This is a genomic window from Planktothrix sp. PCC 11201, assembly GCF_900009135.1.
Classification (GTDB): Bacteria; Cyanobacteriota; Cyanobacteriia; order Cyanobacteriales; family Microcoleaceae; genus Planktothrix.
On sequence record NZ_LT797693.1, the window covers coordinates 165231 to 188932 of the forward strand.

The 23702-nt window shown below is 39.1% G+C and carries 23 protein-coding genes; 11 read left to right on the forward strand and 12 right to left on the reverse strand.

The features are described 5' to 3' along the window. Window positions 1–140 precede the first annotated feature (140 nt). Window positions 141–368 carry an addiction module protein gene (locus PL11201_RS05485; RefSeq protein WP_079677593.1) on the forward strand — a complete coding sequence of 76 codons (228 nt, stop codon included), beginning with the start codon at window positions 141–143 and terminating at the stop codon, window positions 366–368. Continuing rightward, window positions 365–661 carry a type II toxin-antitoxin system RelE/ParE family toxin gene (locus PL11201_RS05490; protein WP_079677594.1) on the forward strand — a complete coding sequence of 99 codons (297 nt, stop codon included), beginning with the start codon at window positions 365–367 and terminating at the stop codon, window positions 659–661. Before PL11201_RS05485 ends, PL11201_RS05490 begins: the two co-directional genes overlap by 4 nt. 243 nt (window positions 662–904) lie before the next feature. Here the strand turns inward: PL11201_RS05490 and PL11201_RS05495 are convergent, their stop codons facing one another. Next, window positions 905–1432 carry a helix-turn-helix transcriptional regulator gene (locus PL11201_RS05495; protein WP_234996617.1) on the reverse strand — a complete coding sequence of 176 codons (528 nt, stop codon included), beginning with the start codon at window positions 1430–1432 and terminating at the stop codon, window positions 905–907. Window positions 1433–1810: 378 nt separating this feature from the next. On the opposite strand from PL11201_RS05495, the gene PL11201_RS05505 reads away from it, so the two are divergent. Together PL11201_RS05505 and PL11201_RS05510 are read left to right on the forward strand one after the other, a co-directional pair. Further along, window positions 1811–2413 carry a hypothetical protein gene (locus PL11201_RS05505; RefSeq protein ID WP_079677596.1) on the forward strand — a complete coding sequence of 201 codons (603 nt, stop codon included), beginning with the start codon at window positions 1811–1813 and terminating at the stop codon, window positions 2411–2413. A gap of 146 nt (window positions 2414–2559) precedes the next feature. Further along, complete coding sequence (locus PL11201_RS05510; RefSeq protein WP_200816708.1) at window positions 2560–3069, forward strand: hypothetical protein; 510 nt, start codon at window positions 2560–2562, stop codon at window positions 3067–3069. Between the two features lie 443 nt (window positions 3070–3512). Here the strand turns inward: PL11201_RS05510 and PL11201_RS05515 are convergent, their stop codons facing one another. The 5 genes from PL11201_RS05515 to PL11201_RS05535 form a co-directional block, all read right to left on the reverse strand. After that, entirely contained in the window at window positions 3513–3740 is a 228-nt protein-coding gene (locus tag PL11201_RS05515; RefSeq protein WP_079677597.1) for a hypothetical protein, read from the reverse strand. Window positions 3741–3750: 10 nt separating this feature from the next. Continuing rightward, window positions 3751–4209, reverse strand: a complete 459-nt coding sequence (locus PL11201_RS05520; RefSeq protein ID WP_079677598.1) for a PIN domain-containing protein — start codon at window positions 4207–4209, stop codon at window positions 3751–3753. 166 nt (window positions 4210–4375) lie between these two features. Further along, on the reverse strand, window positions 4376–4864 hold the full coding sequence (locus tag PL11201_RS05525) for a DUF29 domain-containing protein (protein ID WP_234996618.1): 489 nt from the start codon (window positions 4862–4864) through the stop codon (window positions 4376–4378). Window positions 4865–4898: 34 nt separating this feature from the next. Then, window positions 4899–5117, reverse strand: coding sequence for a DUF2283 domain-containing protein (locus PL11201_RS05530; protein WP_079677599.1), 219 nt, complete (start codon window positions 5115–5117; stop codon window positions 4899–4901). 11 nt (window positions 5118–5128) lie between these two features. Next, entirely contained in the window at window positions 5129–5383 is a 255-nt protein-coding gene (locus tag PL11201_RS05535; RefSeq protein ID WP_079677600.1) for a DUF4258 domain-containing protein, read from the reverse strand. 344 nt (window positions 5384–5727) lie between these two features. Here PL11201_RS05535 and PL11201_RS05540 point away from each other — a divergent pair, with 344 nt between their 5' ends. The 3 genes from PL11201_RS05540 to PL11201_RS05550 are packed head-to-tail and all read left to right on the forward strand — an operon-like array spanning window position 5728 to window position 8605. After that, complete coding sequence (locus PL11201_RS05540; RefSeq protein WP_079677601.1) at window positions 5728–6885, forward strand: Re/Si-specific NAD(P)(+) transhydrogenase subunit alpha; 1158 nt, start codon at window positions 5728–5730, stop codon at window positions 6883–6885. 20 nt (window positions 6886–6905) lie between these two features. Continuing rightward, window positions 6906–7202, forward strand: coding sequence for an NAD(P) transhydrogenase subunit alpha part 2 (locus PL11201_RS05545; RefSeq protein WP_079677602.1), 297 nt, complete (start codon window positions 6906–6908; stop codon window positions 7200–7202). Then, window positions 7202–8605 (forward strand): NAD(P)(+) transhydrogenase (Re/Si-specific) subunit beta, encoded by a 1404-nt coding sequence (locus PL11201_RS05550; RefSeq protein ID WP_079677603.1) that lies wholly within the window; start codon window positions 7202–7204, stop codon window positions 8603–8605. The genes PL11201_RS05545 and PL11201_RS05550 overlap by 1 nt, the downstream gene beginning before the upstream one ends. A gap of 142 nt (window positions 8606–8747) precedes the next feature. On the opposite strand, the gene PL11201_RS05555 is transcribed toward PL11201_RS05550, so the two are convergent. Next, on the reverse strand, window positions 8748–9926 hold the full coding sequence (locus tag PL11201_RS05555; RefSeq protein WP_144017689.1) for a CapA family protein: 1179 nt from the start codon (window positions 9924–9926) through the stop codon (window positions 8748–8750). A 202-nt stretch (window positions 9927–10128) separates the two neighbouring features. Here PL11201_RS05555 and PL11201_RS05560 point away from each other — a divergent pair, with 202 nt between their 5' ends. Continuing rightward, complete coding sequence (locus PL11201_RS05560; protein ID WP_079677605.1) at window positions 10129–12591, forward strand: tetratricopeptide repeat protein; 2463 nt, start codon at window positions 10129–10131, stop codon at window positions 12589–12591. Between the two features lie 139 nt (window positions 12592–12730). Continuing rightward, window positions 12731–14557 (forward strand): patatin-like phospholipase family protein, encoded by a 1827-nt coding sequence (locus PL11201_RS05565; RefSeq protein WP_079677606.1) that lies wholly within the window; start codon window positions 12731–12733, stop codon window positions 14555–14557. A gap of 122 nt (window positions 14558–14679) precedes the next feature. On the opposite strand, the gene PL11201_RS05570 is transcribed toward PL11201_RS05565, so the two are convergent. Next, window positions 14680–15966 (reverse strand): pentapeptide repeat-containing protein, encoded by a 1287-nt coding sequence (locus tag PL11201_RS05570; protein WP_079677607.1) that lies wholly within the window; start codon window positions 15964–15966, stop codon window positions 14680–14682. Between the two features lie 230 nt (window positions 15967–16196). On the opposite strand from PL11201_RS05570, the gene PL11201_RS05575 reads away from it, so the two are divergent. Then, window positions 16197–17597 (forward strand): adenylate/guanylate cyclase domain-containing protein, encoded by a 1401-nt coding sequence (locus tag PL11201_RS05575; protein ID WP_079677608.1) that lies wholly within the window; start codon window positions 16197–16199, stop codon window positions 17595–17597. Between the two features lie 82 nt (window positions 17598–17679). Next, complete coding sequence (locus PL11201_RS05580; protein WP_079677609.1) at window positions 17680–19152, forward strand: MBOAT family O-acyltransferase; 1473 nt, start codon at window positions 17680–17682, stop codon at window positions 19150–19152. 46 nt (window positions 19153–19198) lie between these two features. Here the strand turns inward: PL11201_RS05580 and PL11201_RS05585 are convergent, their stop codons facing one another. From PL11201_RS05585 to PL11201_RS05600, 4 genes are all read right to left on the reverse strand, one after another. Next, window positions 19199–20521, reverse strand: a complete 1323-nt coding sequence (locus PL11201_RS05585) for a four-carbon acid sugar kinase family protein (protein WP_079677610.1) — start codon at window positions 20519–20521, stop codon at window positions 19199–19201. A 66-nt stretch (window positions 20522–20587) separates the two neighbouring features. After that, complete coding sequence (locus PL11201_RS05590; protein ID WP_079677611.1) at window positions 20588–21235, reverse strand: hypothetical protein; 648 nt, start codon at window positions 21233–21235, stop codon at window positions 20588–20590. Window positions 21236–21446: 211 nt separating this feature from the next. After that, entirely contained in the window at window positions 21447–22058 is a 612-nt protein-coding gene (locus PL11201_RS05595) for an SLATT domain-containing protein (RefSeq protein ID WP_079677612.1), read from the reverse strand. A gap of 106 nt (window positions 22059–22164) precedes the next feature. Further along, window positions 22165–23553, reverse strand: coding sequence for a sensor histidine kinase (locus PL11201_RS05600; protein WP_079677613.1), 1389 nt, complete (start codon window positions 23551–23553; stop codon window positions 22165–22167). Window positions 23554–23702 lie beyond the last annotated feature (149 nt).

Consider the following 23702-nt stretch of genomic DNA (forward strand, 5'->3'; position numbering starts at 1 on the left):
GACCCAATACGGGGGGTATTGTAGCATTTTTCGGGTTTTTTATACAATAATTACCCTCTCTTATACTAATTATGGTATGTCTTGATTTTTGTTAGATTTTAGGTGTATTAGTTGTGAAGTCTCCTATCTAGGTTATGAGTATGGATATTACTGTCACCTTAAATCAAATTACATCTCTGGATATTGAAGACCGGATTCGCCTTGTACAAGCGATTTGGGATAGTATTGCAGCAGAGGAGCAAGCTTACCCCGATTTGACAGAGGTTGAAAAGCAAGAACTTGATCATCGAATTACTGCTTATGAAACAAATCCAGATGATGTTATGACTTGGGAGGATATAAAAGCTTCTATTAAAAGAAAATCATGAATTACGTCCTAGTATTTCGGCCAGAAGTTCGTGAAGAACTTGATGAAGCCTATAATTGGTATGAAAATCAACAGACAGGACTTGGGGATGATTTTTTGAATTGTATAGACGATATATTAAATCGAATTTGCCAAATGCCAGAGTCCTATCCAACAGTCTATCGTGATATTAGGCGATCTGTGGTGCGCCGATTCCCTTATGCTGTTTACTATCGGATTGTATCAAGTCGGGTAATTGTAACGGCAATTTTTCACAGTCGGAGAGATCCGGAATCTTGGAAAATAAGAACATAATCAATACTGGCATTTTTTATCAATTGAGATAAAAAATAATTAAGGTTAAGCGATCGCTTAAACAAAAAAACAAGGAAGGTTTAAACAAATGTTATCAATACCCAGTATTAAGCAAGAATTATTGAATTAATCTCTCGTTGCTAGGTTCTACCTAGCAATGCCTTCTTGCAGGCTCCGACTGCTATTAATCGGAGGCAGAGCCTCCGGTTGCCGTACCCTGGTAGAACCAGGGTACGAGGAATTTCAATTATTATCCGTATAATTATTATCAATATTCTCATCAATATTACAATCTTGTATAGATAATTCAGTAATTTCTGATGTGGGGATTGTTAGATGAAACTGAAAAACGATTTGATGTTGATCAATATTAACAGTAGTGATATTAATAACGCTTTGTTTAGGTAATAAATTTTTAACAGCAACTTTCTCTAACTTTGATTTATAACCGGATTCATCAAGCCATTCATAAATCTTGCGCCAGTTTTCTACTTTTTCAGCTTTATCTAACAAAGACTTGACATATTTATAAACCGTTGCACATAAATCCGATTCTACACCTCTAGGAATTTTATCTAATTTTTCGGCAATTTCTGAGGGACTACAGCCGGACAACAACCCCCTCAAGTGAGCTTTTTCAATGGGGGTGAGATGCTTTCCTTTCGCAGATGCCAAGTCAGCATAAAGACTTTCTAAATCCCATTCCTGGGCCGCTTGGCTGAATATTTTGTCCACTTGAGCCATATTTGGGGTATAAAAAACAGCTAACACGATTCTAACATTAATTCTAACCTTAATCAGTAGATTATCAGAACTGAGTTAGTTTATTATCAGTCATAGAGGAGTTCGACAAACCAGAGAAAGAAAGGAAACCTATGCCAATAAGGAATCTAGTAGATTTTGCCGTCAACCAGGAACCAAGCTGTCCAGTTATTCTGTTATTGGATAACTCAGGTTCAATGTCCGGTCAACCCATCAAGCAGTTAAATCAGGGGGTTGCCGTGTTTAAGCAATCCGTAGAGCAACAAGATCCACTAGCCAAGATTAGAATAGAGGTAACGAGATAATAACTTAAAAAATAACAAATTAATCTGAACATTTGTTATTAAACTGTAAAATCATAACATTTATTTTATTAGTGATCGAACTATGAACGACAAAGAAAAGCAAAACTTGGTTGCTAGTCAAGTTAAATCAACGCTCAATGATGCTATTCAAGGATTAAAAATTTTCTTAGTTAATCCTGTAGGGGGTCTACCTATCTTTTTTCAAGGATTAGGAGAAAAAAGAGCATTAGGAGTTGGAATTACTTTTGGCGTAGCTTATGTTATTTGTATAATCTTAGCATTTAATAAATTTGAAAGTCAGGGCTGGATTTCTGAAATATCACTTTTTAGCTTAGTTGCTCTGAGCATTACCAGTTTTTTAAGTATTGCAGGGGCGAGTTTTGTAACTCGTAAAGTATTTAGAGGTGCTGGTAGTATAAAAGCAGATATATTTATTGCAGGTACAGCTTTAATCCCCATATCCTTATTTATTTTAATTTCTTACTTTTTGGGGCTGGTAAATTTAGAAATTATTGCTGTTTTTTCTGTAATAGCGATAACTTATACAATTTTAATGATTTACACAGGTTGTAATCAAATTTCAAAAATACCTGCAAATGGCTCGGCTTTAGCTGTATCAGTTATGTTAATTATTAGTGGGTGGCTATTTAAAATTTTAGTTTTTTCTAATTTAATCTCAAAATAGGCTTAATATTTGAGATAGAAGAAGAAGGGCGGGTTTAGTGAAATCTTTGATGGGTATTCAAGATTTGGGTGAACCTGCCCCTACGGAAATTTTGTGGATTTAACCGGATATCATATCAACATTATCCTTTCTATGAGTAAATTTCAATGCTGAATAATTTTGGTAAATTTTTAATTGTATCAATCATTCCTTTGATTGAATTAATTGGCAATTCTACATCAGTCTTAGCGCAGTCTACCGCAGTTCCCATGAGGTTACAACATGGCGAAGGAATTTATACAATGACTGTTCCTGATCGAGATACAACTCGTGCTGCTTATGGGGGAAAACTGCGGCTTTATGATGTTCATATCGCTAAAATGTTTGAGGTGACTTATTATGATTGCCAACAGATTAATGCCGGATCAAGAACTTGGCTTTACTACGCTGGCAATGGTCAAATTAATATGGGGGAATTCTTTATTAGTTGTGACATGGCGAATCGAATGGCTAACCGCTATGGTTTAGGTCAAGCTGAATCAACAGTGATTGAATATTCTCAAGAAGAAGCTGGGCCACCGATTCCTAGAACTCGTTCTATTCAGATTTTAGATATTACAGGTTCAAAGGTCGATTCATGGATTGATTTTGTACAGGGATTTAAGCCTGTTCGTTAAATAGGTATTATGCTGATAGCTAGAATTCAATTTCACTTAATAAGAAGATGGGGCGAGTTTATTAAGATTGGGGTGATGTGATAGAGGTTAACTCAAATCCGACGCTACAATTGGGGGATTTAATCATAAAGGAAAGTGCGATCGCGGCACAGAAACCCGGTTTCTGAATAAATCTTGATGGGATACAATTAACTTTAATTAGAAACCCGGTTTCTTGAGTTGAGATGAGAGCGATCGCCGGATAGTTTGGTTTTGTTCTTCGGCTCCTTCTTTGACTTTAAATCCGTAGCGGAGCAAGCCATAAACGGCTTTATTGGCATCATAAAGGTTTTGGATTTTCCCAGGGTGGCAGCTTTATCCAGTTTTTCCAAAGCTTTATTAATTAGGGTGTAATCACTATTTTTCTCCTTTAATAACTACCGTTCAATAAATCAATGAGAAACCTATTCAATTATTTCATCATATTGGTTGTTCTCGTCTTCTCGATGCTGTTTCATTGAAAGCAGAATTTCGTCTAATGGCGTTTGGTTTAGCCACTGATGGCGCTCTTGGGTATAGTCGCCTTGACCGAGATTAAAGTAGTTAATAAACCGGATAGCATCAACGACTCCTAAAGAATCAATTAAGGCTTGATATCCTTGTTTGATAATTTCTTGCTGGGTTTTAGTCATGGTTTTGCTCCTATTTTTGGGTAATACTCATTAGCCATTGAACGGGATTGTTAACGGGAACCTGGATAAGCTGAATATTTCTTTGGGTTTTTTTGATTAGACGGTCATCTGTGGATAAAAATATATTGGCACGGCTTCGTTCTGCACTGGCGATGTGGGTGGCATCGTAGCCAAAAAATCCTAATTTTACAAGTTCTATAGAACGGTTTTCTATTAATTGACTGCTGATTATTTTAATTTTAGCAATTCTCAGGATTGCCTTGACGTTCTTGAGTCTTTCAACGTCGGGAGTTTGAGCGAGTTCTGCATCTAAGGCGGTGCTGGTGATTAGTTTCCATTGTCCTGATTGGCATTGGCTTAAGATAGTGAGGATTGCTTGGGTTTCTAAGGTGATTCGGGGCTGGGTTTGGTCGTCAAAGGGACGATTAAGGCAGCAAGCATCTAAATAAATTCTATAGCTTTCACTCATATCAGGCGTGTCCTCCCGGTTAACAATTCTTGCATCATTCCCTCCTCCTTTCTTTATGGAAGGTGGCATTATCACCGATATTTTTACAGATTCTTCTCAACAGTCAGGAGGAAGTTGGGATATTAATCTCAATTAGAAACCCGGTTTCTTAAGATTTTTCACCGTGCTAATCTTCTGGGTCATCATCCGATAAAATATATTCATCCTCAAAAACCTCTGACCAAGCAAGAGCAGTCAAGTGACATTTAACTTTTCTCATTTCCAGTTCAGCTTCTTTCAGGGCGGCTTGAAAACATTTATCCCAAATTGATTCAATAAAATCTCGATTTAAACTCGGAACTTCCTCTTGAATATCTTCGATTTCTCGACGGGCTGAGAGAATACTAACCGCCCAACTATTCGTGCGTTTTTGAGGTTGACATTTCCATTTAATAATATGAACCATTAACCGAATTAACTTACTTTTTAATGCTCGTCTGTCATTTCTTCCCATTGCTTCAATTAGAGATTCTAAACCTTCTTTTGCTTCCATTACTTGATTCTCCTGTAAGAGTTGCTGGATAGTTACAGCCATTTGATACTCTGATCCAGTTGCTAACCAGTCCCAATCTTGTTTAGTCAGCATTGCCATTTCCTTGAGATTACCCATATTCATAAACTTATCATAACTAACGCATTCCCTATTCTATTTAAGCTACAGTAAAAGATATATTTTCTATAACCACATGGGGGATATTTCCTGTACCTAAAACCTGTGTAGCATCTAAAATTTCTATCCCAACTAATAACTCATTTTCACCAATATTTAAAGCAATTTCCTCGGTTAAATGTAAAGTCCGACACTGATGCTCACCTTCTACAAGTCTAATGTAGAGAGCATTAACTTCTGAATCATAACTAATCTTCATAAATTTTGACCTCAAAAATAAAAAGTATAGACCGTGATAACGACTAACTCAGTATCAGTCTCGGCAACAATCGGTGCTACTTTCTTGAGAGAGTGGAACTTACCCTGCCAATAATTATTATACTGAAAAGTGGCTTGATATTTGTATCTACCATTTTTAGCAGCTTGTCGATTACCTGTAATAATGGTATCAACAATTTCTGCTTCATTTGTACCTCTTTCAATGGCTTGTTCTTGGGCATGATTAGTTAATCTAATGGGTTTCACTCTTTAGGTACTCCAGCAGCTACAAGTTCATTAGTGATGTCATTTTCAATCCCATCATGCTGACATCAAGAGATTTTGGAATAAATTTTAGCAACAGCTAATCGTGCTTTATCTTTACTATTACTTACTTTTTTCTTAGGGATATTTGTTGATCCGTATTAAGGTATAACCTAAACTTGTATGTCTCGAATCTTATCGAATTTTCAAAACCTCGCCTATAATATAACACGATCTTGTTCACTTTATCGGGACTGGCCCCTATTGGATTAACTTGGTGAAGCGGAGTGAATAACATAACTGTTAACCGTTAACTGTTAACTCTGAACAAATTATCAGGAGATTGTATGAAAATTGGCATTGCTAAGGAAAGTCAGGTAGATGAACGGCGGGTTGCCCTCATCCCTGATGTGGTTGCCCGTTTGGTTAAACAGGGTGTGGAAGTGTGGGTGGAGTCAGGAGCCGGAGATCGGGCCTGTTTTTCCGATGGAACCTATGAACAGGCAGGGGCAAAAATCATTGATCAGGGGACACTTTGGAGCGAAGTGGACGTCCTGCTGAAAGTGGGGGTATTAGAAGACTCAGAAGTCTCTCAACTCAAGTCTGGCGGGGTGTTAATCACCTTTTTGAACCCCTTGGGAAATCCTGAATTAATTCAGAAACTGGCGGCCCAGAACGTGACCGCCTTTAGTATGGAATTGATCCCCCGTACCAGTCGCGCCCAAAGCATGGATGCCCTATCCTCCCAAGCGAACCTGGCCGGATATAAGGCCGTATTAATTGCCGCAGCAGCTTTACCGAAATATTTCCCGATGTTAACCACGGCCGCCGGAACTATTCGGCCCGCTAAGGTGTTAATTTTGGGGGCCGGGGTCGCTGGGTTACAAGCGATCGCCACGGCCCGACGTCTGGGTGCTATTGTCGAAGGGTTTGATATTCGTCCCGAAGTTAAAGAACAGGTACAAAGTTTGGGGGCTAAGTTTGTCGATGTGTCCCTAGAGGAAGATACAGTGGCCGAGGGGGGTTATGCTAAGGAAATTTCCGAAAAAGCCAAGGAACGCACCCGGGAAGTCCTGAGTCAGCACGTCGCGGCTTCTGATGTGGTGGTGACAACGGCCCAAGTTCCCGGCAGAAAAGCCCCAGTATTAGTCACAGAGGACATGGTAGCTCAAATGAAACCGGGTTCGGTGATCGTCGATCTGGCTGCGGAACAGGGGGGAAACTGTGAATGCAGCGAAGCCGGGAAAGATGTGGTGAAACATGGCGTGACGATTATTGGGCCGATTAATTTACCCGCTTCCATGCCCATTCATGCCAGCGAAGTTTATGCTAAAAATATTTCGGCTTTATTGGCATTAATGATTAACAAAGATAAGCAACTGGAGATTAATTTTGCCGATGATATTCTCGATGGATCTTGTGTGACTCATAACGGTGAAATTCGTTCTGAAAGAGTCAAACAAGCCCTAACCCAAAATCCTCAACAGTCCCCCGTCAACAGTTAACTGTCAATTGTTCTGAAATTATGACTACTGAAACATTAATTTCCGCATTGTTTGTCTTTGTTTTAGCCACCTTTGCGGGGTTTGAAGTAATTACGAAAGTTCCGCCAACTTTGCATACTCCCTTAATGTCGGGGGCCAATGCGATTTCAGGAATTTCTGTTTTAGGCGCGTTAATTATTGCGGGCGATCGCGATTGGAATGTCACCGTAATTCTGGGATTTATTGGGATTATTCTCGCCATGATTAACGTCGTTGGTGGCTTTTTAGTCACAGATCGAATGCTAGAAATGTTCAAGAAAAAAGAGGTTAAAGCCTAATGGATATTCGCTTAACGGGAATACAACTTAGTTATTTAGTAGCTGTCACCTTCTTTTTCTTTGGATTGAAAAAGTTAGGATCTCCAGCAACAGCTAGAAGTGGCAATTTATGGGCAGCAATTGGGATGTTAATTGCTGTTGTTGCCACAATGTTAGATCGGCAGGTTTTGAACTATGAACTGATCGTTCTTGCCTTAATTATTGGTTCGGTCATCGGGGCAGTGATGGCTTATAAAATTCAAATGACCGAAATGCCCCAAATGGTAGGGTTACTGAATGGTTTGGGGGGTGCTGCTTCTTCTATGGTAGCGGTGGGAGAATTCTGGCGCTATTTAGCCCTAGCCCAAACTCCACCTTTAGGTACAACCATTACCGCCATTTTAGGGGTATTAATTGGGGGGATAACCTTTACAGGTTCGATGATTGCCTTTGCCAAATTGCAGGGGATTATGAGTGGTTCTCCGATCTTATTTCCCCTGCAACAACAGTTTAATATTCTGCTGTTTGTTGCTTTTGGATTAGGCAGTATTTATATTTGCCTAACCCCTTTTAATGTGTCGGTATTTTTAGGGTTAGTGTTCATTTCCCTAATATTAGGGGTGTTATTCGTCATTCCTATCGGGGGTGGCGATATGCCAGTGGTGATTTCTCTGTTAAACTCCTTTTCCGGGTTAGCCGCCTCCGCCGCCGGGTTTGTGGTGATGAACAACCTATTAATCATTGCTGGGGCGTTAGTGGGGGCGTCGGGAATTATCCTAACGGTGATTATGTGTAAGGCGATGAACCGTTCTTTAACTAACGTGCTATTTGCTGGTTTTGGCACGGGAGAAAGCGGTTCTGGGGCTGCTAGTGGAGGCACTGCAACGGATCAAACGGTTCGCAGTATTGATGCCGAGGAAGGGGCAATGATGTTAGGATATGCCCGTTCTGTGGTGATCGTACCTGGATATGGCATGGCCGTAGCTCAAGCGCAGCATAGTGTTAAGGAGTTGGTGGATCAATTAGAAAGTAACGGGGTGGATGTCAAATATGCGATTCATCCCGTGGCGGGACGGATGCCGGGACACATGAACGTGCTGTTAGCCGAGGCGAATGTTCCCTATCCTCAGTTATATGACATGGATGACATTAACCCGCAGTTTGATCAAACCGATGTAGCGTTGGTTATCGGAGCGAATGATGTGGTGAACCCGGCGGCACGGGAAGATAAAAATAGCCCGATTTATGGGATGCCGATTTTGGATGTGGACAAAGCCAAACATACCATTGTGATTAAACGCGGTATGAGCACTGGGTTTGCCGGGGTGGAAAATGACCTGTTTTATAAGGATAAAACCATGATGTTGTTTGGCAGTGCTAAGGATGTTGTGGCTAAGTTAGTTTCGGAAGTAAAACAACTGTAGAAACATCTTTCCCCGTCCTTCTCGAAGCTTTGGGAAGGGCTTTTGATCATCATATTAGTTAAAGAAATCCAAATAATCGTAGTAGTAGGGGCGAGGCGCGCCTCGCCCCTACACAGCGAATTGAGGGAAAGTATGAAGTAGTCTACTTTAAAGAATTAAGATGACGATTCATGTTATTTAAGTCAATTTCTAACTGTCGATAATCTCCCGCCGATAATAAGGGATCTTTGCGAGATTTTAATACCTGTTCTATGGGCAGAATCCTAAACTGATATTTCCCATTCTGATCATAGCGATGTACCCAAGTCGGTAGGGTTTGAATGTTTTTAATTTCAATGGTTTTATCGGGGAAATTCTTTAAAATATTCACTTTAAAAATCATCCCTAAATCTCGATATTTTTCCCGTTGATTAGAGACAAAATTTCCCATAGAATAAATAACTACAGCTTTTTTAGACTTTCCTAATTTCCCGGTTTGTTCAAAAACTTGATAGGGTTGCACAACATGGGGATGACTCCCTAAAATAATATCAGCCCCGGCATCAACTAACTGCTTCACTAAAGTTTTTTGTGCCGTATTCGGTTGACGTTGATATTCTGAACCAAAATGTAAAATAACCGTGACCAGATCTACCCCTAATTTACGAGCTTTAGTAATATCTTGGGTAATTTTTTTAGCATCTATTAATGAGACTAAATAATTTTTACCCTTGGGAATCGGGATACCATTAGTACCATAACTATAAGCCAAAATTGCCATAGAAATATTATTCTTTTCAACGATAACTATTTTTTGAGCTTCTTCAACCGAGGCGGCCGTTCCCACAGGAATTAAACCTCGTTTTTTCACATTTTCTAAGGTTTTTAAAACGCCTTTTTCTCCTCGATCCAAAGAATGATTATTTGTCGTTGAGATAATATTAAATCCGGCTTTGGCGATCGCATCTGCTAAAGCATCTGGAGCATTAAATAAAGGATATCCTGTATATCCAGTTTCTGGGCCTGCTAGGGTCGTTTCTAAGTTACCAATCACCCAATCTCCCGAGGATAAAATTCCTTTAACTTCTTTAAAGAAATTATCATAATTATAGGTTTTTGTAGTTGGGTGATAACCGGATTTAATTTGAGCCCCGTGCATCATAATATCCCCGACGGCGATTAATTCTGCTTCTTTTGTATAAGGTTGGGTTTTGGGGGGTTGAGGGTTGATAGTTTCTGCTGCGACTTCTGCTGTTTTTGGGTTTGGATTACTACATCCCCCCATAAAAATAAAAAAACTACTGGTTAATATTAAAGTCAGCCATCGACTTTTAAAAATCATCATTTTCACCCTAAAATTTTGATAATCTTACCGCAATTGTTACCCTGATCAGATCAATCATTGGCTTAGTCCCAGATAGGGAATTCGTTTTGATTGATCGGAGAATTAGGTAATTAATTAAGAATCCGATCGCTTGGATGTAGGGTAAACTATAGGGGATGGGTTGGAGAACTCGGACTTGGTTAAGCAGACAAAGCTATTCATGCAAAATTATCAACGGACTGATGCTGGTGTGGTCTCGGATCAACGCCTGAATTTTTTGGCCTGGATATCCCGCAGCAGCGTTATTCTAACTTTGGTATTACTTTCGGCGGGAGTCAGCATGGCTCAGTCCCCCAAGTCCCCAGAACCGAAACCCACCACTCCCACAAAAACCCTATCCCCCAAGGAGCGGCTGGAACTCGAACAACTGCGACAACAGCAGCTTTTGCAGGAACAGGTGCAAGCAGAAGCTCAACGCACTTTTAAACAGACAATGACCCTGTTTAATCTCCTGTTAGGATTGTTAGGGATTTTATTAGCAGCAACCCTAGTGGGATTATGGTTATTACGGCGTTCCGTTGTCCGAGAAGTAACTGTTATTGTTAAAAATCACCTGAATGAATTAGGGGATTTAGAAGGAAAAATCGCCGCTGCCAATCAACAAATGCAAGCGGTGATCAGGGAAACTGATAAAATTGCTCAAGACCTGAATGCAGAAGCGGATGATTTTCAGGATGAATTAGGAACCCATCGCGATCAAATTGGGGAATGGTTAACCGAATTGTCCCAAGTGCGTCAAGGTGCATTACAAAATTTTCAACAGGAAACTCAGGAAGTTACCCAAGAACTTCATCGCTTAGAAATTGAGTTTTCTCAACAATTGGCAGAATTACAAAATCGCGCCAGTAATCAACAGAATTTAATCTTGCAAAATTTAGATCAACTGGGCACAAATTACGCTAACCATGTTGCCGGGTTACAGGCGGATGTGGATGGTCAAAAAAATACGGTTTTAGAGAATTTTAAACAGTCAGAAGCAACTTTAACTAGCCAATTGTCCGAGTTACAAATTCAAGTCCAAAATCAACGCGATCGCCTATTCCAAACCTTAGAACAGGTAGGTACGGAATTTAAAACCACCGTATCCGGTTGGCAAACCGATATCGAAGGTCAAAAGAATACCGTGGGTAAGAATTTACAACAAATTGAAACTGAATTAGCTCAGGAGTTATCCCAACTACAAAAACAGGCGGAAACCCAAAAAGATCGGGTCTTTGCTCGTTTAGAACGCTATGAAACGGATTTCGCCCCGCAACTGGAAGAAATTAGAATTAAATCAGAACAAAAAGCTCAGGAACAAATTGATTTAGCTCTGAAAAATTTAGAGAAATTTGGCAATGATGCGGTGACTCAACTCTCCGATTCCCAAGGCAGAATTCAAGGACAAATGGAGCAGAAACTCCAACGGATTAAACAGTTAGAACAGCAAGCGGAAACTCAACTGGCTACCTATCAACAACAACTACAAGTTCAAGTGGATGAAAAGTTACAAAGATTACAACAATTAGAAGCGGAATATGCCGCCATAATTGCCGATAGTCAAACGGGATGGAAAACCCAAAAAGAACGAATTGTTCAACGGTTGGAGAAGTTTGATCAAGATGTAAATGGGGTGATTGAACAGTTAAGAGGAGATTTGCAAACCCGCAAGGATTCTACTTTTAATAAATTAGATAAATTTGATTTAATGTTAACGGAGCAGATCACGGAAGTTCAGGCGGATGCTAATGCTCAAAAAACTGGAATTTTCCAAGAATTAGTGGCAATGCAGTCGGAAGCCTTGGCGAGAAAAGATGAAATTCTCCAACAGTTATTAGCTGTTTCGCCAAAGGATTTAATGGAATCGGCGGTTTCAGAAATGATGCAGAAAATTGACACCATTTCCGAGCAATTGGATCGGTTAAAATCCAATAAACCGGAGTTATTTTTAAACGTTGATGATTATGTGCAACGGGGAAATTTATTGTTTGCTGAAGGTCGTTATGAAGATGCTTTAGCCACCTTTCATCAAGTGGTAGAATTGCAGCCCAATGATTATCGATCTTGGCTAAATCGAGGTATGGCATTAAGTCGCTTAAAACGTCAAAATGAGGCGATCGCATCCTATAAAAAAGCCCTAGAAATCAAACCAGATTATCACCAAGCCTGGGTGGATTTAGGTGTAGCCTATGGCAAATTACAAAAACATCAAGATGCCTTTGAAGCCTTTGATCAAGCGGTAAAAGTTAAACCAGAAGATAGTGTGGCTTGGTTAAATCGGGGCATGGCATTACAAGCAATTGAAAGATATCAAGATGCGGCAACATCTTTTGATAAGGCGATTGAATTTGACCCGGATAATTCTAAAGCCTGGAATTATCGCGGTTATGTTTTAATTAAGTTAAAACGGGGAAAAGAAGCCCTAGAAAGTTTAGATCGGACGTTAACTTTAAAACCCGATTATGCCGATGCTTATTATAATAAAGCGATTATTTATGCTCAACAACGTCAAACGGAATTAGCCGTTGAAAATTTAGAGCAAGCAATTGATCTCAGTGCCCGTTATCGAGAGGAGGCCAAAACCGACCCGGATTTATATGCAATTATTAAGTTTTTGCGTCCGAAAGCCAAACTTCAATCCTAATATCCCGTTGTTGGGCTGTTGTTGGGCTTTAGCCCCTCCTAATTGTTGGGCTTTAGCCCCTCCTAGTTATTAGGATAAACTCCCTAAGAAGAATGGGCTAAAGCCCAACAACAGTGCCTTTCTGAAAATTTTAATAGTTATGACCCTAGAAAATACCTCTCCCAACCCTTGTCAAATTTCCCTAAATTTGTCGGGAGGAATTGCCCTCGGAGCTTATATGGCTGGGGTGTGTTTTGAATTAGTTAGACAAGCCAGAAAAGACAATTCTCCCCTATTAATTGATTTGATTACCGGAGCATCTGCTGGGGCAATGACCGGAGCAATTACAGCCTATTATTTATTAAATCGAGAGATTACTGATCCTGAGTATGAATCCCAAAATATCTTACAAAGAGCTTGGGTAGAAAAAGCTGATATGAAAGATATTGATACGGTGTTTGCCATTGAAGATTACCGTCAAGTTTTAAAGAATTTATTTAAAAATCAAAATGAAAGTTTATTATCTCAAAAAGGGATTAAAAATATTGCTAATTTAATTACGGAAAATACCAATCAACTGAAAGTTCATCAACCCTTGGCTTTAGTAATGACGGTTACGAATTTACAAGGGCTATTAGTCACCTATGAAAACAAATGTCGCAATTTTTCCGGTATTCCAGCCGTTAACCATGCAGAAACGCGGCAATTTTTGTTTTATTCTGAGTTAAATCGTCAAAGTGATCGCTTACAAAAAATTTGGAAAAAAGTAATTGATACCAGCCTAATTTCGGGGGCATTTCCCGTTGCATTTCCTCCGATTCAAGATTCATCTAATGTTAAAAGTTATAACTTAAAAAATCTAAGTCCAGCTTATTTTACCATGTGTGATGAATCAAAAAAACAACAGCTAGATCCGAATCTACCTATGTTTTGTACCCAGGAAACCATCAAATTTTGGTATAGTGACGGGGGAATTTTAGATAATTTACCCATTCTCAAAGCCATTGATTTAGAAGCTAGGATTCATTTAAGTTCTTTGCCCAACTCAGAGTATTTAATTCAAGAAGAAGGGGCAGATTTTATTAAATTCAGTCATGATTTTAACAGCAAAATTAAAGCCGAACGAGATCGGCGAATTTATGCTTATGTTTCTCCCTCCTCTTTGGAAAATTTAGAAAGTAAACCCAGCTTAAAAAAGAACAATTTTAATTTATTTGATTTGTTATTTGATGGGTTAAATATTCCTTCTGCTCAACAGGATGCTATGCAGTTAAAACAGATTGTAGAAATTAATCAACAAGTGGATTATAAAGAAAATATATTATCCCTTTTAGAAACTTTGTCCACCGACCCGTCAGGGGAAACTATCTCTCAAATAAAAACCGACTTAGAAAAAGCTATCCCCTATCATCATATTCAATTATCGCCCATTACACCCTTAATTTTGAATCAAATTCCAGGGATTGAAAATGTAGAAGCGCGAGAGCAATTAGAAAATCTCTATAAAAAATTCCGATATTTATTCAAAGCTCCTCTGGTCGAGAAACCTACAAACGTCGATCAACTATTAGCTTCAGATTTTCTCAACGCTTTTGGAGGTTTTTTTGATAGAAAATATCGAGAACAGGATTTTATTTTAGGGAGACTTTGTGGTCTAACTTGGCTCCACTTAAACTTTAATCAAATTGATACCCAAAGTTCAATTTCAAGGTTAAATCAAGTCTTTGATTCCGGTAAAATTCAATTTGATAATCCCAAGGTTAAAGACTTAAAAATTAGTTATAGAATCCGCTTAATTAGACTATTAGTTCGGGGGCTAAGAATGATTACCGTCCAAACTGAAATGAAAAATAGCAAGAAAATTTTACTTTGGTTAGTTCAAGTAATTTTATTGCCATTATTTATATTCATAGAAATTTTATTAACCTTGGCGTTAGTATTTACTGAAATTATCGAAATTTTCTGGGAAAAAATTAATCGGAAATAAAGAATAGGTTGTGGATAGCAAACATTGATTATATCCCCCTGAATCCCTGTTTTTAAGCAGGATTTCAATTCATTTTCCCCCTTTTTTAGTAGGTTTAGGGGGAATCTAAAAGTATAAAAAAATCATCGGTCTAACTTATTGGGAATACCTTCGCATCCTCCGGGAATAGTTTTTCGAGATTTAGAACCGCACCATGCACAACAATAATAACGATTTTCTTCTGATAAATTATCCGCCCCAGTAAAGTCAGCATTTTCCACCACAGCCCCCGTATATTCTCCGGTTTCAAAATTGGGAATTAATGTTCGACTGCGAGGGGAAGCGGTTTCTACAGGGCCATAAAATAGTTTAACAGAACGTAAATTTGTTCGGGATAAATTAGCTTCATACAGAATAGAACGGACTAAATTAGCGCGGACTAAATTACATCCGGTTAAATTAGCTTTGACTAAGTTAGTATCTGTTAAATCCGTGCGTCTTAGGTCGGTTTCCGCTAAATCTGCCCCCGCTAACATCGCCCCCAAATCAATCACCCGCACCCCATGGGCGCGATCTTCGGCATAATTACCATTACCATCTAACATCGGACGTCCCAGATGGCGATCGCGTTGTAACGGAGTAATTAATCGGGCTTGAGATAAAAACCGGAGAATTTTAGCTTTTCCTTCCGCATCCACACTTTTAATAATAGCTGAGGTTCGTCCTTCTGCAATCACTCTTTCCTGCGGCCAATCTTCTAATAATCCCTGTTCTCCTAAAGCTAAATCAGAAACTCCTTGAAAATAAGCATCAATGGTTTGTTGTTGAGTAATTCGGTTTTGTTGCATCGTTAAATCCCGAGAAATAATATACTGTCTCCAAGCCACATAAACGGCAATAATAGCAATTAAAATTTGACCTAATGCTCCTCCTAAATCACCCAACGCTCCAATTGCATCCCAATTAATAGTAATATTACTAACTTCATTGGGAGTATTCGCATTACTAAAAATAACTAAGCCAATTAAGGAGCCTAAAATCCCAATACAAGCAATAATTAAATTGCGCCAACTCGGGGGAATTAATGTTTTCCAAACTTTTCCCCAATCCGACCAGACTAACCGCAGAGACACTGCTAATGTCGCGAAAGCACTGACATATCCTAATCCAATATTATCAATTCCCAATCCCAAAATCATCAATGCCATCGCCGATAAAACGACCACCGAACCCGATACCTGATTCGGTCGATTGTCCAAAGTCGGGTTTTCAGTTTCGATTTCCCAAGAGTCCACGGAGGCGGGTTGGATCGCCTTCGTCGAGGTTTCCACTTCTGAAGGCTCAAGAGCGGGTTTAGACGCCGCACCATTGAGGGTTTCAGAGGTATCCTCCAGTCCTTGAGATGGGGATGAATTTGGCTCTGTTGTCATCAGTTAACCTCTGTTGTGTTCATGCTTACAATTATTTTAATTAAAATTATCCTGATTTTAACTAAATCAGTCTTAACATTGGATCAAGCTTCTAAGGTATGATTTTTTTAGATGCTAATATTTCTGGTAAGAGTGCATGATGTCCGCAATTTTAAATATACAGGTATTGATTATATATAGCAATCTTTACTGTCAACCTTAAAAAAGATATTTGTAGGAGCGATCAATTCATGCCGGAACAACTGAAATTATTAAAACTTTTGAATGCTCGTCTATCTCGAACCATTACAATCTGGGTATTTTTGAGTTTGGTTTTTATTGAAATTTTAATCTTAATTCCTTCAGTATATCAATATCAACAACAACTTTTAAGACAACTTCCGGCAATATCTTCTAGTAAAATTGCTTGGATAATTGAAACCTATCCTTATAGTTCTAATCCTGAACTCTTAAAACAGTTGAGTCATTTACATCATTTGAATCCCGATATTTTAGGAGGAGCCGTTTACCGAACTACGGGGGAATTAATTGGTAAATTTGGCGAGCCTCCTATTTTAACATTTTCACAAGCAATACAGGAGAAAACATTATATTTGCGTCAAAAAAATGGCGATCGCTATGATGTTGTTTGTAATGTTAATCCCATGAACAATAAATATGTGATTATCATTCGTCATGATGCTTCTGATATTCAGAAAGAAACCTATGCTTATATTTTAAGAATTGCAGGTTTAGTTTTAATTATTGCTTTTTTTGTAACATCAACCACTTTATTTATATTGGGTAAAAACGTGATTCTTCCGATTTTAAAACTACGTTTAGATTTAATTGAAGCGGGGAAAGCAATTGTTGATAACAAACCCGTACCCAGATTTTATTCAAAGTTAGTTCAAAGAAATGATGAACTAGGTGATGTAATTGCTACATTTCAAACTATGTTTGAAAAAATTTATCAAGCCACTTTAGAAAGAAATCAAGCCGAAGCCGATTTGCGATTGGAAAAAGATAAATCTGAGAAATTATTACTGAATATTTTACCTTTGGCGATCGCTGAAAAACTAAAAAGGAATCAGGGGTGTATTGCTGATCGCTTTGAAGAAACCACAATTTTATTTGCCGACTTGACCGATTTTACGGGCATATCCTCTCGCAGTTCTCCCACACAAATTGTTACTATTTTGAATGAAATTTTCTCGGAATTTGATCGTCTGGCAGATAAATATGAATTAGAAAAAATAAAAACCATTGGGGATGCTTATATGGTCGCTGGCGGTATCCCTATTCCCAAACCAAATCATGCCCAAGCGATCGCAGAAATGGCTTTGGAAATGCAACAAATTATTCAAAAATTTCGCTATCACGATAATCAATTATTAAATCTTAGAATTGGTATTAATACGGGGCCAGTAGTTGCTGGAGTAATTGGATTAAAAAAATTCAGTTACGATTTATGGGGAGATGCTGTTAATATTGCCTCTCGCATGGAATCTCAAGGTACACCCGGACAAATTCAAGTCAGTCACACCACCTATGAAAAAATTAAAGATAGTTACTTACTGGAAGAAAGAGGTATAATTTTAGTCAAAGGTAAAGGCGAAATGCGAACCTATTGGTTAACAGGGAAACAATAAACCCTAGTTATCACTGCTCTAGTCCTTACCCAGCAGCGTAGTTATCGCAACGACAAACCCTATTCCTATTGTTACCTTATTTATGACCTTTATTTCAGTCACTTATGGAATATTTTTATTGCTTTTATTGGGATTATATTGGATTATTCCTGGGAAATCTTGGCGACTTTTTATTCTATTAATCTCAAGTTTGCTTTTCTATTCTACCTTACAAATTCAATATATCCCCTTACTCCTACTTTGGACAATCTTTAACTTTGGTTTAGCTTTGACAATTGTCGAACCTCAAGAATGGGAAATCCCCCATATTTCTTGGAATCGTCGTCGCACTTTTTTACTCACATTAGGAATTATCATTAATATCTTAATTCTAGTTGGGTTCAAATATTTACCTTTTATTTTCAATACTCTAGGAACAGTCTGGAATATTCCTGTTATTATTAATACCGGAAGTTGGATTGATCAATATGTTATTGCCCCATTAGGATTAAGTTTTTTCTGCTTTGAATTAATCGCCTATTTAGTCGATGTTTATCGAGGCGCGCCCGCCGCCACTTCCCTACTAGAATTTACCGCCTATAAATTATTTTTTGCCAAACTAATATCCGGGCCAATTACTCGTTATCATCACTTAAATAATCAGTTTAAAACCCTAAAATTCCCCATCCCCGAACAAATTGCTGACGGACTCTGGTTACTGGCTAGGGGGGCAATCAAAAAAGGGCTTTTTGCCGATAATATTGGAATTTTAGTAGATTTAAGTTTCAGTAATTTACAACGGGCTGGGAGTGGAGATTTATGGTTAGCAATTTTCGCCTATGGGTTACAATTATACCTGGATTTTAGCGGTTATGTGGACTTAGCCAGGGGAACCGCATTACTCCTAGGATTAACTTTACCCATCAACTTTGATGCCCCCTATTTTAGCACCAGTATCGGAGATTTTTGGCGCCGTTGGCACATCACATTAGGGGATTGGTTACGCAATTATTTATACTTTCCCTTGGGCGGTTCTCGGGTCGGATTATTCCGCACCTGTTTGAATTTAATTCTAGTTATGTTAATCGCAGGAATTTGGCACGGTGCCGCCTGGGGATTTATCATTTGGGGGGGATTACATGGGTTAGCATTAGTAGTTAATCGTCTCACCGAAGCACTATCTAAGCAATTATCAATTACTTGGATTTGGAACAGTTTACCCGGAATTTTAATCGCTTGGTTAATAACTCAGTTGATGGTATTTGCGACTTGGATTTTTTTCAGACTCCCTAATTTACAAGATTCTTGGTTAGTCATCAATCGGTTATGGGGTCATACCGCCGATGTCCAGTTTGCCCATAAAGTTTATGTTGAAGCCTTGGGTTTAGAAAGACAGCATTTGGTGATTTTATTATCCTCTGTTTTTGGATTAATGGCGATTACCACTTTATTAAATCGAGGGTTAAAATTAGAATTAAATTGGACAGTAAAATTAGCCTTGGTTCCCTTGAGTTTCTTCACCGTTTGGTTATTAGCACCCGCAGGGGGTTTACCTTATATTTATTTTGATTTTTAAGGAGATAAAATCAAAATAAATTAAGCGAAGTCCACCCTCTGTTTACTTAGGTTTGGGGTTGACTTAAACGTTGGTAAACCGTGGCTAAACCCTTAGCATCTCCAACATTTCCAGGGAATAAAACAACAGGTAAATTAGGATAGAGAGGGTGATTAGAAGCGGTTTTAACCATTGAACAACCTGCTAGGACTTGACCCAGTAGTCTGGCGGTTTTTAAGGCTAATCCTTTACTTAATACATCATTAGAAGTAATTCCCCCTTTACTAATTAAAAATCCAATATCTGGCGGTAAACCTCTGACAATATCCATCAGTAAATCTGAAACTTTACTCCCAAAGGCTAATCGAATTTCTACCGTATCAAATTGTAATTCTTGACGACTGGTATAAATTACTGGGGTTTGACCTGCATTATGAATAGCATAAATTTGGTCTAAAATCTGTTGTAATAGTTCCTGTCTTTGAGTCTCACTTTCTTCTAATAAATGGGAAACATCTACCTCAATTCCGACTATTCCAGATTCTTGCAATAACTGTTCTAATTGTTGGGTAGATTTTTTAACATGGGAACCCATAATCACCACACCCGGCTTACCATTTCGGGTATATTTTGCCATTTCTTCGGCGGGAATCGGTTGATTTCCTAAAGCAGCTAAAGAGGTTAAAATACTCGCTGCACTGCGGAATAAAAAGCGTTTTCCCTGACTAGCAGCGGCAATAATATCCGAGGCAAATTGATCAAAATCCCCTTGATTTTCCCCATCGACGACCACACATTGATTCTCCGTTAAACCCATTAACCGAGCTAAAGTTCCTGCTCGCATATCCGATAACAAAAATTGTTCTACTTTTTCCGAAGGAATCAAACCTTTGGTTTTTTCAGTGACATAATCGGGTAAATAACTATGTTGATAAGCAAAGACAGAATCCTTCGCAAATTCGGTTAAATGAACCGGGGTTTCTACGCCATCAATGATTAAATAATGAATACTATTGCGGGTAATTCTTCCTCCTTCAAAAAAAGCCGGAACTAGAAAATGGGCATCAAAGGGGCCAAGTTCCTCCGCAATCACATCGGTTTCTACGGGATAGTGACCTCGTAGGGTAGAATCGGAACGACTGACCACCAGAAAGTCGGTGATGGACTCGCTGGCGAGGGCTAGTTTCAGATTTTGGGTGACTTCACGGGTGACCGCGGCTGCTTGGTCTGGGGTTAGGGCTCTGGTGTTGGTCAGAATAAAGAAAATCGGGGATTGGTCAGCCAGTCCAATTCGCAGGGTATCGACATCCCACTGGGTCAGAAGTAAGCAACTATGGACGGTTTGAGAACCTGTGGGGTCATCATCGAGAACAATAATTTTAGGTCGCATTGGCGTTCTGATCAAAATTTGTTGAGGTTATGGGAGGGTTTTCACCGGATAAAAAAAGCCTAGCATTTAATGGGAATTTTGTTGCTCCTGAAGTTGTTTTAACAGTTGATGAACTTCCGAAGCTATTTCAAAGGCTTGATACAGGAGTCTTCCTTGTTCTGTTGTTGGTTTTTCAGTTTGCAATACGGTTAAGGAGGTGAAGTTTAGATCAAAAAGTTCTGGATTTTGCTCAATAAATTTTTTATGTTTTTTTAAGATTCGTTCTATTTTTAATCCTCTAATTAATTCTATTCTAATTAGTTTTAGGGCGTGAATAATAGCATCTTGATTGTCTAATTTTGCTTGGGGATGTTCCGTTGCTTCGAGTTGATGATAAATGTTTAAGGCTTTAACAATACTATTATAATTATCTACTTGATTCAATAGTTTAACACACTGAGGACGAGTTAAGGTTAGCCAAATTTTAATGATATCCTCAAGAACCAATAGAATAATTAGGATTAAGTAAATGACAATAAAAATTAAGGCAAGTTCTGGAAAAATTAAACTCCAAATCCCATAACTAATTAATAATAATCCAGCAATGACTAAGGTTTTTAATCCTTCCCCAATAAGTTTTTTAGCTGTCCCTGGTCGATACAGCAAATTTTTGTTAATCCCACTCCAATGCTTGAGTTCCCCTGGAGTAATTTCTAATCCATCTAAATCAGTCATCAGTTATCAGTCATCAGTTATCAGTTAAAGAGTTTACAGTTAAGAAGTTATCAGTTAATAAATTAACAGTTAACTATTAAGGTGGGAGCGGATTTAAATTGGCTATCCAGGAATCGCAAAACCCTCGTGGTGAGAGCGTCCTCCATCACTAGATTTTATATTTTAAATGCTGAACAGATCAACTCTTACACTGATAACTGAATAACTGTTTTTACTGGTTTCCAATTTTTTTTACAGCGACTGGCATAAGTTTTTGTACTGCATTATTAGTATTTATCGCCTTTTGATAAGCCCATTCTGGACAAGCGGGTAGGTTTTTTTTACTTTCACTATAAATAGAATTAAGCTGAGTTAAATCATTAAATTCTTCTTGAATAGAGCGAGGTTCTAATCGACACTTGAGAGTAAAAGAATCATATTGATCTGCCATTTGTTCATAGACCCGAGAAGCATTCAAATGATTATTAGCTCTACCATTAGGATCTAAAAAAGTCAGTAAGGGGGCGAGAATTGCCACTAAAACTGCAATCACTACAGATAGTAATTGATACTCTCCCCCTAAACTATTAATAGCTTGTACACTAGCAATGGCAGCTAAAATTGTACTGGGAATCCCGATATAAAGATGGGCGGTTGACCAACGAATTGAAACATCAATATGGGCTTGACTCAACACCCGACAAAGAATTTTTCGCTCAATGGCACGATCAGTGATATCTTTCTGAACAATATAAGGGAGAGGCTGGTTTAAACTATCCTCAGAATCAGTGGAGGAAGTCGTGGGTTGATCAATACTATTATCAGGGCTACTGGATGCACTCATGGTTTTTTATAGCGGGGAATAGGGAATAGGGAAGAAAATATTTCACCCTCTAGGTTTGAACATCCTTTGGGATGAGGGAAAGATGGGTTGAGAAACAATAATTCTATCAAATTAAGTTCAATTCTTGATCCGGGATTGCCACCTGCACCCAAACTATAAATGTTGTTCCAGGGGAAGTATTATCAGTACAAACCCTATCCTCGGATATCCAAGCCCGATGGACGGGAGAAAAGACTTGAATTTCTCCTTGCATCTGTTGTACAAAGGCTTTAGCGATCGCTAACCCTAAACCCGTCCCCGGAATCTCAGAATTTCCCTGAACACCGCGATAGTGACGTTCAAACAGATGCTCCAAATCTTCGGGGGGAATTCCTGGGCCACTATCACTAATACCAATACCCACTTGAGATTTTAGGGTTTTTCCTCCGACTAGGGAAGGAGAGGCCAGTTGAACTCGAATATAGAGTTTCCCGCCAGCAGGAGTATATTTTAAGGCATTATCGAGGAGATTACTCAAGACTTCCCGCAGGGCTTTAGCATTCCCTTGGATGGGGGGCAGGTTTTCAGGCAGGTCAACTTCACATTCTAATTGTCGTTCCTGGGCGATCGCCTGAGCCGATACAATTAAAGGAGATAATACCTCCGACAATAGTAGGGGTTCGAGTTGATCACAAGCGGGTAATAGGGGTAGGGCAGGTGTCGGGAATAGGGACGCTTGGGCTTTGGGTGTGGCAACTTCCACCGTTAAAGGCAAACTCAGGGAGGTTTGAGTCTGTTCTAAGGTCTCATCCGCCTGTGCTAATAATTCTTGAATCCGATCACTCTCGCGTAAAATACTATTAGCAATAGGATAGTTTTTATCTTCGGGTAGCAGTCGCTTTAATAATAATTTACCAAAGGTACGAACAGCCGTTAAAGGGCTTTTGAGTTGATGGAATATATTATGTAGTGTATCGGCTTGCTGCCCTTGCAGTTGTTGTTGTCGGTCTATTTGTTGCTGGAACCATTGGGCGCGTTGATCTAAAATACAGGCAAGGGCTAAGGTATGGGCGATCGCTTGGAGTTGAGCATATTCCTCCGGGTTCCAGGGTCGGTCATTGCGTCCAGTTACCAAAAATCCCAAAACCACATCCTCTTGAATTAAGGCTAAAACCTTTTGACTCCGTTGTTGCCAAGGAGCTTCTGCTTCCACCTCTGTTTCCGAAAAATCATCCATTTCCACCGCAGGCATTAAAACTTTTGTTTTCCCTGTGACTTCTGTGGTTAATAGCGGGGGTGAGACAGAGATTAGGGTTTCGGGCAAACCCGTCAAACCCGGAATATCCAAATCATCCAGGGATGTTTCAGGATAGGTGGCAATGGGGATCAATTTTTTATGTTCCTCATCTACCCACGCCTCTGCTAAATAGACTACACTCAAGGAAGCGCCCAAACTCGCCGTTAACGACAGTTGGGTGCGACACAGTTGGACAAATTCAGCACTGGCTGTGAGCATAGAATTCAACGGGCAAGAGGTAATGGTTAATTACGGATTACGAATTACGAATTACAAATGGGTTATGGATTATGGATTATGGTTATGGATTATAGTTTACCTGCTCCCCCTGCCTCCCCTGCTCCCCCTGCTCCCCCTGCCTCCCCTGC